This window comes from Photobacterium sp. HL06 (genome assembly GCF_059552575.1).
Genome location: NZ_CM183915.1, coordinates 1,161,246 through 1,174,707, shown reverse-complemented (window position 1 = coordinate 1,174,707; position 13,462 = coordinate 1,161,246). Strand labels below are relative to the sequence as shown.

Annotated in this window: 9 protein-coding genes; 5 read left to right on the top strand and 4 right to left on the bottom strand. The window is 42.3% G+C overall.

All coding sequences use genetic code 11. The features are described from left to right. Positions 1-62: 62 nt before the first annotated feature. The 4 genes from AC51G0_RS23450 to AC51G0_RS23435 all read right to left on the bottom strand — a co-directional run bounded on the left by AC51G0_RS23450 (position 63) and on the right by AC51G0_RS23435 (position 4,118). On the bottom strand, positions 63-1,610 hold the full coding sequence (locus AC51G0_RS23450) for an HAL/PAL/TAL family ammonia-lyase (RefSeq protein ID WP_496304065.1): 1,548 nt from the start codon (positions 1,608-1,610) through the stop codon (positions 63-65). A 247-nt stretch (positions 1,611-1,857) separates the two neighbouring features. Continuing rightward, positions 1,858-2,118, bottom strand: coding sequence for a phosphopantetheine-binding protein (locus tag AC51G0_RS23445; protein WP_496304064.1), 261 nt, complete (start codon positions 2,116-2,118; stop codon positions 1,858-1,860). Between the two features lie 138 nt (positions 2,119-2,256). Continuing rightward, a complete protein-coding gene (locus AC51G0_RS23440) occupies positions 2,257-2,982 on the bottom strand; it encodes a beta-ketoacyl synthase chain length factor (RefSeq protein ID WP_496304063.1) in 726 nt (241 codons plus the stop codon). Positions 2,983-3,146: 164 nt separating this feature from the next. Then, the gene (locus AC51G0_RS23435; RefSeq protein ID WP_496304062.1) at positions 3,147-4,118 is read right to left on the bottom strand and encodes a glycosyl transferase family protein; all 972 of its coding nucleotides are present in this window, start codon (positions 4,116-4,118) and stop codon (positions 3,147-3,149) included. A 137-nt stretch (positions 4,119-4,255) separates the two neighbouring features. Between AC51G0_RS23435 and AC51G0_RS23430 the strand changes: the two genes are divergently transcribed. From AC51G0_RS23430 to AC51G0_RS23410, 5 genes are all read left to right on the top strand, one after another. Continuing rightward, positions 4,256-4,993, top strand: coding sequence for a dienelactone hydrolase family protein (locus AC51G0_RS23430; RefSeq protein WP_496304061.1), 738 nt, complete (start codon positions 4,256-4,258; stop codon positions 4,991-4,993). A gap of 146 nt (positions 4,994-5,139) precedes the next feature. Beyond that, the gene (locus AC51G0_RS23425; RefSeq protein WP_496304059.1) at positions 5,140-6,123 is read left to right on the top strand and encodes a Gfo/Idh/MocA family protein; all 984 of its coding nucleotides are present in this window, start codon (positions 5,140-5,142) and stop codon (positions 6,121-6,123) included. A gap of 68 nt (positions 6,124-6,191) precedes the next feature. After that, on the top strand, positions 6,192-6,506 hold the full coding sequence (locus AC51G0_RS23420; protein WP_496304058.1) for a heavy metal-binding domain-containing protein: 315 nt from the start codon (positions 6,192-6,194) through the stop codon (positions 6,504-6,506). A 599-nt stretch (positions 6,507-7,105) separates the two neighbouring features. Then, the gene (locus tag AC51G0_RS23415; RefSeq protein WP_496304057.1) at positions 7,106-9,436 is read left to right on the top strand and encodes an ATP-binding protein; all 2,331 of its coding nucleotides are present in this window, start codon (positions 7,106-7,108) and stop codon (positions 9,434-9,436) included. Between the two features lie 478 nt (positions 9,437-9,914). Further along, on the top strand, positions 9,915-12,785 hold the full coding sequence (locus AC51G0_RS23410; RefSeq protein ID WP_496304056.1) for an AAA family ATPase: 2,871 nt from the start codon (positions 9,915-9,917) through the stop codon (positions 12,783-12,785). Positions 12,786-13,462 lie beyond the last annotated feature (677 nt).

Here is a 13,462-nt window from a genome sequence, read left to right as displayed (position 1 = left end):
TATATTGCGTGTTATAAACAGGGGTGTCAGACTCAGCCCTGAAGCCTACGGTATGATCTACCCTAAGTGTACATTTTCCAGGATTGTTGCTGGATCTTGCTGATGAACAAACGTAGGTCGCCCTCTAGCGGCCGGTCTTCGTTAACCACTTCGAAATCTTTCAGCACCGATCCCAGCATCGCCTGCAGCGCAGGACTGAGATGGCTTTCATCCAGCTCTCCCTGTTGCTGTCGAAGTACCAGGGCCTGCGTGGCAGCGAGTAACGAAGCTGATGCCACTTGTTCGGTGAGTTCAAGGACGCGCAGGCAGTCACGGGAGGCAATGGTTCCCATACTCACCTTGTCCTGGTTGTGACATTCTGTCGAGCGCGAAAAAACGCTTGCGGGCATGGTATGTTTAAGCGCTTCGGCTGTCCATGCTGATATTCCGATTTGCACTGCCTTAAAGCCGTGGTTAATAGGTTTGCGGCTACCGGTTGCGCCCGTGAGGTTGAACGGCAGGCCGTTATTGAACTTGTAGTCCATCAATTGAGCCATCTGCCTATCGAGCAGATCGGCAATATTGGCTGTGGCCGTTTTCAGCGTATCCATCGCCATCGCAATATGGCCGCCATAGAAATGCCCACCGTGCAAGACACGTTCGTTGTCCCCGTCGATGATTGGATTATCATTGGCACTGTTTAGCTCATTTTCGATCAGCTGACGTAGCCATGGCAGGCTGTCTTGCAGAGCGCCAATTACATGAGGGGCACAGCGAAGAGAATAACGATCTTGCAGGCGGTCGCTGTTCCGTGGCGGCTGGGAAGCTTGCAAATCAGAACGTAACCAGCTGGCAATTTGCTGCTGCCCCGGATGGGGTTTGACAGCAAACAGTGCTTCATCAAAGTGGAAGTCATTACCCTGCATACCAACCGATACCATTGACGTGATCCGGGTGGCTAGCTGTGCCAGATATTCAGCCCGCTTATAGGCCAGGCAAGCCAATGCGGTCATTACCGATGTACCGTTCATCAAAGCCAGCCCTTCTTTTGGCTTTAGCTTGATCGGGCTAAGGCCTAGCTCGGTATACACCTCAGACGTTGGGCGGACTTCTCCTTTGAACAGCACTTCTCGTTCACCAATCAGTGCAGCCGCGAGATAAGAGAGCGGAGTGAGATCGCCACTGGCTCCCACAGAGCCTTCTTGGGGAATACGAGGTGAAATATCATGATTGATCAACGTCACTATCTGCCCTAATAGCTCTCGGCTAACTCCCGATACGCCTTGTGCCAGTGAGCACAACCGGGTAGCAAGCACGGCGCGGGCCTGTTGGTGATCCAGGTTATCACCCAAGCCGCAGCCATGAAAACGGGTTAAGTGGAGTGGCAGCTCATCGACGAGCTCCGGTGGAATAGCCACGGTGCAAGAATCGCCGTAACCTGTTGTCACACCGTAAATCACACCTTCTTCTTTTAGTAAGCGCTCAAGAAAGGCTGCACCCCGGTCAATCTTGTTTGTGAATTCTGGCGAGCTGTTTAATGCTGCCGGTGCCCCGTTTGCAATGTCGATCACGTCTTCAATCGTAAGGCGATCGGCACCAAAGAGTATAGAGTCCTGGGTATATGCTGTCATGTATAAATTCCACGTAAGTATCAGATTAATAAGCGCTTATAGCGATAATGACGATTTACACATCGTACACATTATGGGACGCATGGCATATTGGTGTGTTATTTTTTTCGAGTCTTATCACGTAGAACGAATGGTACTGAAGCAATCAGGAAGATGGTTTGGGGGAAGAGCCGGAAATTAAGGAAGGACGAGGAATACCTATCGGCTTATGCTTGTTGCCTGAACGGCATCCTCTGCCTGTAAACGATCAAGCGGCTCGGGTTGTCGAGATATAGCTAGCCAGGCTGGCTACTGAAGCAAAATGCTGTCGGGCATCTTTATCGTCGGCATCAATAGCGATGTTGTAGTGTTTCTTAATGGCTAGGCCAAGTTCCAACGCATCGATGGAGTCCAAGCCCAGCCCGTCATTGAACAGTGGGTCGTCGGTGTTGATATCGTCCATAGTGATATCTTCTAGGTTTAGGGAGTCGATGATGAGCTTCTTTAGTTCGGTATGCAGTTGTTCCATATTGGCCTATTTCCTATTTTATTCAATTTGATTCATATGTTGTATTGTGCCATAACGCTTTATTTTCTGAAGAGCGGGGCCTGATAAGTTCGAGCCAATTAACAATGAACAGAACAATATTGGGTGAGGGCACGACTATCAAAGAGCGCGCTGCCAATGCCAAAGCTGCCGATTGGTTGGGAATGTCCACGCTTTAGCATTACCAACAAGCTGTTTGATCACCTCGAGCGTAGGCGGGCAAGAGAGTGGTGAAAGCTCTGGGTTTGCTTCCCAGTTGATCTGATAATCAGTGCCGCTTGTCAGTCGCATTCCCAGCGCATAACCACGGTATTGGCCATGGTCGAAATCACGGTAAGGTTCTGGCAACGGTTCGTCAAAGTCGACAACGAGCACTTGATGTTGTGGGAATTCAGCTAGGTAGGCAGCCGCTTCAATTAGAGCACTATGGAGTGTATTTGGGCCCGATGCCAATGAAGTGACGGGTGTGGGGCGATTGGCTGCAATAGTGAACAGACCGGCTGCAGTGTTATGGACAGTTTGAGAGAAAAGGGTGGGGGAGGCATCCTCGCCTTGTAGGATATTCTTTATCAATGTTGTTGTTCGGGTGAGCTCGCCATGACGGCTGGCAAAGACAATATAGTCGACTTGCTGTTCCTCTGTTAGCGAAAGGGCTGTTTGCAGGGCGAGCTTGCTTAAGCTGCTAGTTCGCCTTCGCATCATTGTCGGGATCAAGTGGGCAGGGACAGCCTGAGCGTTTTCCGGCCAGGTCATGTCGAGATCGGCCCAGGTTTTCCAGCTATCGGTATCGGTCAGGCCTGGTGACAGAGCCAACCAGTCAATTAGCTTAAAAGAGATCGTATTCATTGCAATAGCCGTAGGTTAGAAAAATATGGCTATAGTTGCACATGAGGCGAGGTTAAACCCAGCATAGGCAGTTATATTATTGAGTCACTTCACTTTTTTGCTGTTACGAGATGAGTCCGCCCACCGTAAGGTTACGAGGTAGGGCGGACTATTTGGCAAACAGGTTACTGGTGGCGTGTATCCCACCACTGCTGTGCCTGCTCTAACGCCGATTGTTGATCAGGGCAAACCTGCATCATTCTAAGGACAATGGCCATGGTTGAGACAACGGCATGAGTACCATAGTTATTGTCGACTTCGCCACTCCAGACTTGTTGAAGATAGTCGCCACTGATCTCCCCGTGTTTGCCGGAAGCGCCTTCCAGGAACGTTGGCCACTCCTCATTGAAAATGTGGCCATTTGATACGCCAGCGATTCGACAGGCGGTACGCGGACTGCGTTCGCTTTCGCCTCCTTCGCCCTTGAAGGCTACCATATTGGCATCCCCTACGAGCGCTGCAGCTTCGGCATGGAGCTTCTCATAGCCTTGGTGGAAGATCCCATGTATCGCAAAATGGGCAGCCGTTGGGTTGAGCCCACGGGCGACGGTATTGAGTGGGGTGCGTAGCCCTACTTTGCTGCGCAATGCCAGTAGCTCGACTAATGGTTCGCAGTAAGCAGAAAGTGGCACGTAACAGATATTGTCATGAGCGAGGATAATTTTGGCCTGCTCAGGCGTTTCTGCCTGCCGGATCCCCAGGGCCGGGCAGGCCGACTCAATTTGGTATTTCACCGCATCGACTGCGGCGTGGCCATGGAGCAGAACCCGAACACCATTTTGTGCCAGCAGTTTTGCCGCCAGCAGCAGCCATGGTGGCTGGCGTCGCTTGCCGGCAAAGCATGGCCAGTCGAGATCGATATCAAGCTCTTGCCATTCATCGTCTACACGAGCTCGCAAGGCCTGGATATACCCGGCGGCTTCTTCACCGGTTTCACAGCGAACACGCTGCAGCATCAGTAGGACAGCAAGCTGGAGAAGTTCCGCTTTTCCGTCAAGGTACATGGATAGCGCTTCTCGCGCTTCCTCCTGGGTGAGCGGGCGACGGCCTTTTTCACCTCGGCCGACATGTTTAATAAATTCTGAAAAGGCTGGCATTTCTATCCCTGATTATTGAGTTATTCAAATAATAGTAAATATATCTGATCAGTGAAGAAAGCGAATTAATCTGTTAGTGGCTAATAACCTACACTGATAGAACTGCTTTGAAATCAGGATGGATGGAAGGTGAACCGATGAACACCAAGTTAATGATAACAATCATCTCTTTATTATTTTCTTTTCCGGCAATGGCGGAAGGACGTTCTGTTAGTTACAAAGTCAATGGTGAGAAATATGAAGGTTATTATATTTCGCCAGATGCCAAGGCGCCGTTGATACTATTGGTGCACGACTGGGATGGCCTGACTGATTATGAAGTCAAGCGAGCCCAGATGTTGGCTGAGGAAGGGTATGCCGTGTTTGCGGCGGACTTGTTTGGCGCAGGCGTCCGGCCGACCAAGGTCGAGGATAAACGCCAGCATACCGGAGAGCTGTATCAAGACCGGGAAAAAATGCGTGACTTGCTCAACGGCGCGATGGCGATGGCTGATTCGCTGGGTGCCAATACGCAGCAGGCGGTCGCAATGGGTTACTGCTTTGGTGGGGCCGCCGTGCTGGAGCTGGCCCGCTCTGGCGCAGAGATGAAAGGTTTTGTCACTTTTCATGGCGGGCTCAAAACACCCAAGGGCCAGGATTACACGACAACCAAAGGCAGCCTGCTGATCATGCATGGCGCTGCTGATCAGGCGATTTCGATGAATGATTTTGTCGCGCTGTCGCAGGAGCTGGAAAAGACGTCGCTCGACAATGAAATGATTGTCTATAGTGGTGCGCCTCATGCGTTTACTGTCTACGGCTCCGATAACTACCGCGAAGTGGCCGATAACAAGTCCTGGCAGCGTTTTCTGGCATATCTTAAGGCACACCTTTAGCACCGCAATAAATAGGGCAATGGTGTATGGCTCCATGTTGGAGCCATTTTTGGCAGAAAGATATAATTCGTATCAATGTCATGGGTTTACGATTGATTTCTAGAGACTTGTTGTTCATGCTGACAGAAGAGATGAGGAGCAGAACAATGAACAAGTACCATGACAGCACTATCCGCTGGGGGATCATCGGTTGTGGCAATGTGACCGAGGTGAAAAGTGGCCCGGCCTATCAGCAGGCCGACGGTTTTGAGCTGGTGGCTGTTATGCGCCGTGACGAGGAAAAGGCCCGAGATTATGCCGAGCGCCATGGGGTAAAAAAATACTATTCAGACGCCGATCAGCTCATTGCCGATGATGAGGTTGACGCGGTCTATATCGCTACGCCGCCTGATAGCCATAAATACTACGCATTGAAAGTGGCCGAGGCAGGCAAGCCGTGTTGTATCGAAAAGCCGTTGGCACCGAGCCATGAGGACTGCACGGCGATTGTAACGGCCTTTGAGCAGCAACAGCTTCCTTTGTTTGTGGCGTATTACCGCCGCTCATTGCCGCGTTTCCAGCAGGTAAGGGCCTGGTTGAACGAAGGCAAAATAGGTGATGTGCGCCATGTCAGCTGGCATTTGAGCAAGCCCGCCAATCCCGTTGATTTATCTGGTCAATATAACTGGAGAACGGATGCTGCAATCGCTCCTGGCGGCTATTTTGACGATCTTGCCAGCCATGGAATTGATCTGTTGATCTATTTGCTGGGCGATATTGAGAAAGCGTCAGGTTTTAGCGTTAACCAGCAGGCGCTATATAGCGCCAGTGATGCGGTGACGGGGTGCTGGTTGCACCAAAGTGGTATCACGGGCTCTGGAAGCTGGAATTTTGGCTCGGCAAAACGGGAAGACCGGGTGGAGATCATCGGTAGCCAGGGCAAATTGGTTTTTTCTGTTTTTGATGAAGCGCCAGTGTGCCTGATTAACAGTGATGGTGAACAAAGCCGGTTTATCGACAATCCCAAGCATATTCAGCAATACCATGTGGCAGCAATTAATAGACATTTACGGGATCAGGCCTGTCATCCTTCAACCGGTGACACTGCCACGCATACGAATTGGGTGATGGAGCAGATCTTAAGCGGCTGAGATGCTGAACCTTTTTGCTAGATTTAAGTCAAAATCATAACGCTGTTTTTAATATGAGGGATGGATGTATGCTGTGTGTAACAACGCCTGATATTCCCAATCAGGCTATCAAGGAAGTACTGGGGACGGTAACGGGTAATGTCGTTCAGTCCAAGCATGTCGGCCGCGATATCATGGCGGGTTTTAAAACGATTTTCGGTGGTGAGATCCGTGGTTATACCGAAATGCTTACCGAAGCCCGCGAGGAAGCCTTAAGCCGGGCGATTGCCGAGGCAGAAGCCATGGGGGCCGATGCCATCGTCAATATGCGCTTTACCACCAGTGCTATCATGCAGGGAGCCTCTGAAATCTTGGTTTATGGTACTGCAGTTAAATTACGTTAGTCCTGGTATCCCTGCTACGGTAAGGTGATCTGCCGCATAGGTAGTTAGTAATACCAGCGCCATTATGCAAGGTGCATCTGAAATGAGACCTGCCAAACGGGCAGTAAGAAATAATCACGCACAGTTACAATGCAAAGAGATATGTATCAAAGCCTCCGTTAATCGGGGGCTTTATTTTGAATATTGTCTGTTTGTTTACCCATTAAAGTCCCTTGGTGTTTACAGTCTTAGGGTGACGGCTCTAAGACGGATTTGCCCCATTCCGTGTTTGCTCAAACACTGTTACGCATACCACTTACTCCCGTTTGGGTTAGAAAAGTTAATAGATAGGGTAAGTCGTCCCTTCTGAAGCACATGATTTTTGCTTATCTTACTTTACACAAAGTATTTATCAAACAGCTCAAATAATAATCAGTCGAGTTGAAATGTTGATATGACTCACTGCGTGTATCGGTGTTTTGCTGTAGCTTTTGTCGGAGTATAAGTGGGGTTATCACCATGCTTTAGTTGTATTTTCAAGTCAACATACGGGCAAATATCAAGACCTGACCCCATTTATTTTTGTATGATGACAACCACTGAATCTTTGTACCTTGAATATGATTAATTACAGTTTTGATTCTCTTCACGATAAAGAATTTGAAGAATTAGTGAATGACTTACTAAGTAAGGCACTTGGAAAGCAAGTGATACGCTATGCTCCAGGTCGAGATTTAGGGATTGACGGGAAAATCAATGGGGCAAATGGGACGATAATTGTCCAATCTAAGCACTACATTCGGTCTGGTGTTTCTAAACTAATTCAATCATTAAAAAAAGAAAAGCCAAAACTTGATAAGTTAAAGCCTCACCGCTATATGGTAGCTACATCACTACATCTGACTCCACAAAATGTTAATGAGATTGTAGCAGCTTTAAATCCATATCTTAAAGAAGATGACGTTTATTTTAACGAGAGAATAAACGACTTATTAAAAGACTACCCAGATGTGGAGCGGAATCACTACAAACTTTGGTTAACAAGTACTAATGTTTTAGATCATCTAATAAACAGAAGTATTTACAACCTGAGCAAATTCACACTAGATACTGCTAGAGAAAAAGTCAAGAGATACACTAAGACTGCCACTCACAGTATTGCAAAACAACGATTAATCAGCGAAAAATGTATTATTATTACAGGGGAGCCTGGAGTAGGTAAAACTACTCTAGCAGAACAAATTTGCAATGAATTTGTATCGGATGGCTATCAGTTTATTGATATTGATGGAGACATAGATGCAGCGTTTGACGTATACAGTGATGACGTTAAGCAAATTTTTTATTATGACGACTTTTTAGGTTCAAACTATCTAGAAGCATTTGTCAATAACGAAGACTCCAAGATCGTAAAATTCATTAATGTCATAACTAGTAGAGATGATAATGAAAAATATTTTATTCTAACATCTAGAGCTTCAATTTTTTCACAAGGATTAAAAAGATCAGCAAAACTGAATTGTAATAATGTAGAGTCAAATAAATTCTTATTGAATATCGATACGCTTACAATGTTTGATAAAGCTTCTATTCTTTATAATCATATTTACTTTTCAAAATTAGAACAACAACATTTAAATAAGTTTTTTGAAAATGATTTATATATCAAAATAATCAAACATAAAAATTTCAATCCCAGACTTATTGAGTTTATCACGTCGGATAAGCGAGTAAGTCATATAGAAAATGACAAATATGTTGACCATATTATTGATAGCCTTGATAATCCAAGCGAAGTTTGGGCGCATGCGTTTACTGAACAACTCAGGGAGGTAGAACGAATAATCATATACTTTATTTCGTTTAGCCATTACAAGTTGAATAAGCAAAATCTTATCGAATTAGTTAGTGAGTATTTTAGTCATAAAAACACCTCATTAAGTGATGAGGATTTAAATAAAGCTCTAACTACTATAGTTGGTTCTTTTATATTAAATGAAATATCATTCAATACACAGTCTTATCGCCTTTTTAACCCTTCAATAAAAGACTACTTGATGAGTAAGCTTAAAGATAACATTGATTTAGCAAAGTCAATATTTCTATTTCTCAATCAACCAGAAACTATTGAGGTTAAATTCCCTGTAAATAATTTTCAAAGACTAGTTTCTGAACTTATAATCAGTTCTTCCCAAGAAATAAGCAATACAAAACATAAAGAGCTATTAATTAGATGCTCTACAAATACAATTAACTTTGGCTATGGTCTTAACGAAGACCTTTGCTTAAGCTTAATCCATCAAGTAATTCTTGAAGAAGAACGGCTTGCTCTTGATTACTCTAGATTAGTCCTTATTAATAGGGCGATAAATAAGCATTCAAGTAAGCTTGAGATTCATGAAATCTATGAGCTTTTAATTAAAAGAGCTTTTAAGGACAAATCTGAAGATAATCTTTTACAAATCAGTTTAATAGTAAAACACTTTAGAAAAGTTCGTGATGATCTAAAATATAAATCAGATTCGTATCTAATAGAATCTGATTTACCACTTTTCAATGCCGAAGACTGGGATGAGAATTATATCCTCGATGATGGGCCAGAATTATTATATTTGGATTTTCAAGAGAAATATGAGCATTTATTGTCATTGTTTGAGCACGAAGTGGTTAATTACTGGAGTGAAAACTATCTGAATTTTGCAAACAATTTCAACTTTAGCAAAAATGCTTATGACATCTCATCAATATTACATTCTGAAATTGAAAGCAGATTGCTTTCATATGAAGTAATGTCCGATCACATAATAGAAAGGTTAATCGAAAAATTTGATTTTGTTGATGTTGAAGAGAGGCATTATTTTAAATCATTAAATTGTTCTTATAGTAGAAAGAAAAAGAAAATCCAAAATGATGAAATGATAAAAATCAGAAATTTATTCGCTATAAATTAGAATTATAAAATTATTTTTCACTTTACTAGTATTCAAGTCAGAAATAAAACCATCCTTGAATAAAGTTCACGGTTCCCTATGAGTCCTAAATTATACAAATATGTTCATAGCGTTCTACTTCAATTGAAAAATTTGTATTCAGAGCATAGTGATGGCTCAGGTATTGTTTCTTACTACTTATAACTTTTCCGAATCCAAACCACCTGAGATAGAGCGAAGACTCTAGCTCGTTTTGTCCAACTCCGTGACAAGTAGCACGTCAAAATCATCTTTGCCTCAAAGGGTGTAACTTAAATGTCATGAGAACTAGATCATTAGCGTGGCTTCTGTTCCGTTGGACACCAAACCCCTATTCCTACCGCGACCATTGCACGAATTAAGTGATACATATTCCTCTACTTATTAATGCTGTAAATTACTGTTTTATATACACTTAAGTGATAGAATGGCTTGCAGTTGCATAAATGGAGGCTTGTTAATGAGCTATCACTTAAATACTTTTCTGTCTAACCAAATTAATTCCGACAACCTATCTTACCTTTACTTGCTAAGCCTTTTAAAAGGTACGTCTGCTGATAACAGAAACAAGCTAACTAACAAAATATTTCTAGAGCTTAAAGATGTAGATCTTCACAAGCTAATTCGAAAAATTGACAGGAATTCTAAACGCTACAAAAGCCTCAATTACAATACTCTTCAACAAGTAAACGAAGATAATCAAGAATTAAAGCCTCTAAAGAACTTACAAGTAGCAAATTTTAGAGGGTTTGGTTCCTTAGGAAGAGGAGATAAAGGAACTCTTATTGAATTTACTAGAGGTTTGAATGTCTTTTTCGCTCCAAATGGAGGCGGCAAGAGTTCATTGTGCGAAACAATAGAATACATTCTGACAAATCATATTAAGGAGGCTGATAGGAGAGGTACGAGAATTGGTAAGTATATAAAAAACTCACTTGGTACGAAGAAGATACAGCATCTAACTGTAGATGATGCTCAGATTGAGCAAAATCATAAATGGAGTACTTGTTTTATAGATCGAAACAGACTCCAAGAATTTTCACTGTTAGGGTCTAGAGACACAAAGTTCAACACTGAAGACGTACTAGCTACTTTATTCGGTCTTGAAGAAATCGACTCAATAATAAAGCAAATGGTCAAACCTGCTTCATTTAAAGCTAATGCATACTATAAAACAGGCGGCATTAATCAAAGTGATATAACTGCACATCATATAATAGATGATAAACAATATTTAGATGCGAACATTGCATCACTAAATAAATTAAAAAATGAGCTTGTCGAAATCCTTAAGATCGATACATACGAATACTCAGAGATTTTTTTTAAGATGAGGTCTTTGAGTAGAAGGAAGAAATTTCTAACTACCAAATCTCAGAGCCTACCTAAATTAAATGAGATCGAATACTTTGACCATAAAAGAGTTAAAGCATATATCAGATTTTCTAAATCAGCTCTAAAGCAATACCAAGACTACAGTAACGAACTAGATACCAAATCCAAAGAGCTTGATTACAAAGCCCTGTATCAAGCTATAAACAAACTAACTCCAAATGGTGTATGTCCAGCATGTCATACAATCTTAGAAAATGTCAATGAAAACCCTTTTGAGTACGCTTCTGAGCAACTTACTAAGCTAGAACATCTAAGTGACTTAGAAAATAAACAAAAAGCGCTAGAGAAGAAGCTCAAATCTATTCCCATCGTTATACTCACTGCACTGTCTAATTTCAGAAGTTATATTGAAAAACAGAAGAATAACGACAAGAGCATGGCTCAAACAGTTGATCTAGAGAAGGTGTTTCAGTTTGAACTATCTAGTGACAACGTAGAAAAACTTGAATATTTTGTTTCTGAAAACGATGAACTTATTTTGGATTATGTAAAGCATCTCGAGTTTAACAACATAGCAGTCAAAAATTCTGAGCAAACTATAAACAAGATAAATAACAAGATTGCAGAAATTGATGACACTCAAAGCAAAGTAACCGAATTATTCGGCTCTTTGAAAACAACACGTGAAACGATTAAAAAACGCGGTTTATCTATAGGGCAACAATATAAAAAATTGTTTGATTTAGAAAGTGTAGCCGTTGAAGAACGCCATTATAATGACTTCCTCGATGAGTTAGAAAGTTCATATGCAGTGCTTTATAAAGAGTTATCTTTATACAAGAAATCAGTTGAAGAGCTTAACGTTGTTGGAATTGAAACTGCTGCATGTCAGTACTATCAAGCGATCAATAAGCACGATCATGACTATGAAGTTGTTAAAGCAATTAGATTCAGTTCTCAGAACGACGCATACAGAATAATGCTGGTCAAAAAAGACAATTCTGAAGTAGATGCATTTTGTGAGTTAAGTGAAGGTCATTTGAGAGCGTTAGGGCTAGCTTTACTACTCTCTGTGGCAGCCAAGAATAAGTTAAAAATAATTGTATTTGACGATGTCGTAAACGCTATAGATTCTGAGCATAGAGCTAATATTATTGAGCTGTTTACTAGTGATAGTTATTTAAAAAGCGTACAAAGAATAATTACTACACATGATCGTTTGTTTTGGGAGAGAATTTGTAATTCAAATAAAAATCTTCCTGATAGTGATCGTTTCTCAAGCCATATATTACAAAACACCCAAATGGGGATTATTCAAATATCATACGACAGCGGATTTCAGAAAAAAGTAGAGAAGGCGCTTGAAACATATGATATTCGACAAGCCTTGGTTTACTGTAGAATTTGGTTTGAATCCGTAGTAAGTGAATTCTGCGTTAGGAATCAAGTTGAAATAACAGCACAATTTAACGAAAGGCAGTTAAAGAAAGGTAACTTTTTAGAGTTGAGCTTGGAAAAAACGTATATCGAAATTTTACCTTACTTAAGTGATACCTCTAATTATGATTCCCTTAAGAACGATTTAATTAATTGGCAAGGACAAAACCAAGAGCACCATGCTTTTGATGAATCTAGTTTCAATTTTTCTCACGCTTCAACAAGTAAAGAAATTCAATTGATCTATGAAAAGTTGTGGAAATTTGAAGCACAGCTATTCCCAGAGAGATCAAGAGTGTCAGCACTTGAAGAGAAAGCGTCTTTAGATAGACAGTTATCAACCGTTAATACTCGATTGGATAATCAAGGGTTTGTAAATAATGCCCCTGAAGAACAAGTAACAGGAGCTAAAAACCTTAGAAAGAAATTAAGAAAACAACTAGCTGCCGTTAAAAAATTTATCAAATATGTTGACTCAATAATGGCTGCGAAAATTGCTGCTGAAGTGGAAGTGGAAGTGGAAGTGGAAGTGGAAGTGGAAGTGGAACCTGAAGTGTAAATGCGTAAGAAATGAACATTACTTTCACCTCGTAGTACTTAGTAAGGTGACAACCAGTAGTTGCGGGGGAATTTCCCCCGTGATATTGAGCGGGGCAATTCCTTGATTTCCGCTGAATGGCTAGCTATTTTGTTGGTGTTTTATACAGACTGAATTTTGAACACCAGTCAGATTTTTTGCCTTCGATATACTTAGGGCTTATGGCACTCTCCATACTTCAAATTATCTGAGCACTGTTCGATAGAGTGATTTGTCTAACGTATTTTTGTCCAACTGCGAGTCAGCTTAGTTGCTGCTGACATTAGTTGCTGCTGACATTGTGATCACCAAGCGATTCTGTCGTGTTCGGTATAGGAATCCACGTATTAGCAAAGTAGCTAATCAATTCAAATTTAGATGCGTACGTATACTCAACTTCTTGTTGAGGGAGCCAGCCTTTAGCCTTTAATGTTTGTGCGCACCAGCTACCCTCAACCAGCTATCAGCTTTATATAGCATTACAGAGCGCCTAGGTTTTTAGCTGGCTGATGCATCATTTAATACCAGTTTGGATAGCAAACTGGCTATGGTGAGAGTAGACCCTGTCGGTATTATTGATTTACAAAAGAGGATCAAAACAGCTAAAGAAAAGCACCGAGAAGCTATACAATACTCGAGTTGCGAGGTCGCAGCATGGG

Bases quoted from the DNA above. Each gene is read 5' to 3' on its own strand.
- AC51G0_RS23450 (WP_496304065.1), bottom strand. From the start codon at position 1,610: ATGACAGCATATACCCAGGACTCTATACTCTTTGGTGCCGATCGCCTT.
- AC51G0_RS23445 (WP_496304064.1), bottom strand. From the start codon at position 2,118: ATGGAACAACTGCATACCGAACTAAAGAAGCTCATCATCGACTCCCTA.
- AC51G0_RS23440 (WP_496304063.1), bottom strand. From the start codon at position 2,982: ATGAATACGATCTCTTTTAAGCTAATTGACTGGTTGGCTCTGTCACCA.
- AC51G0_RS23435 (WP_496304062.1), bottom strand. From the start codon at position 4,118: ATGCCAGCCTTTTCAGAATTTATTAAACATGTCGGCCGAGGTGAAAAA.
- AC51G0_RS23430 (WP_496304061.1), top strand. From the start codon at position 4,256: ATGAACACCAAGTTAATGATAACAATCATCTCTTTATTATTTTCTTTT.
- AC51G0_RS23425 (WP_496304059.1), top strand. From the start codon at position 5,140: ATGAACAAGTACCATGACAGCACTATCCGCTGGGGGATCATCGGTTGT.
- AC51G0_RS23420 (WP_496304058.1), top strand. From the start codon at position 6,192: ATGCTGTGTGTAACAACGCCTGATATTCCCAATCAGGCTATCAAGGAA.
- AC51G0_RS23415 (WP_496304057.1), top strand. From the start codon at position 7,106: ATGATTAATTACAGTTTTGATTCTCTTCACGATAAAGAATTTGAAGAA.
- AC51G0_RS23410 (WP_496304056.1), top strand. From the start codon at position 9,915: ATGAGCTATCACTTAAATACTTTTCTGTCTAACCAAATTAATTCCGAC.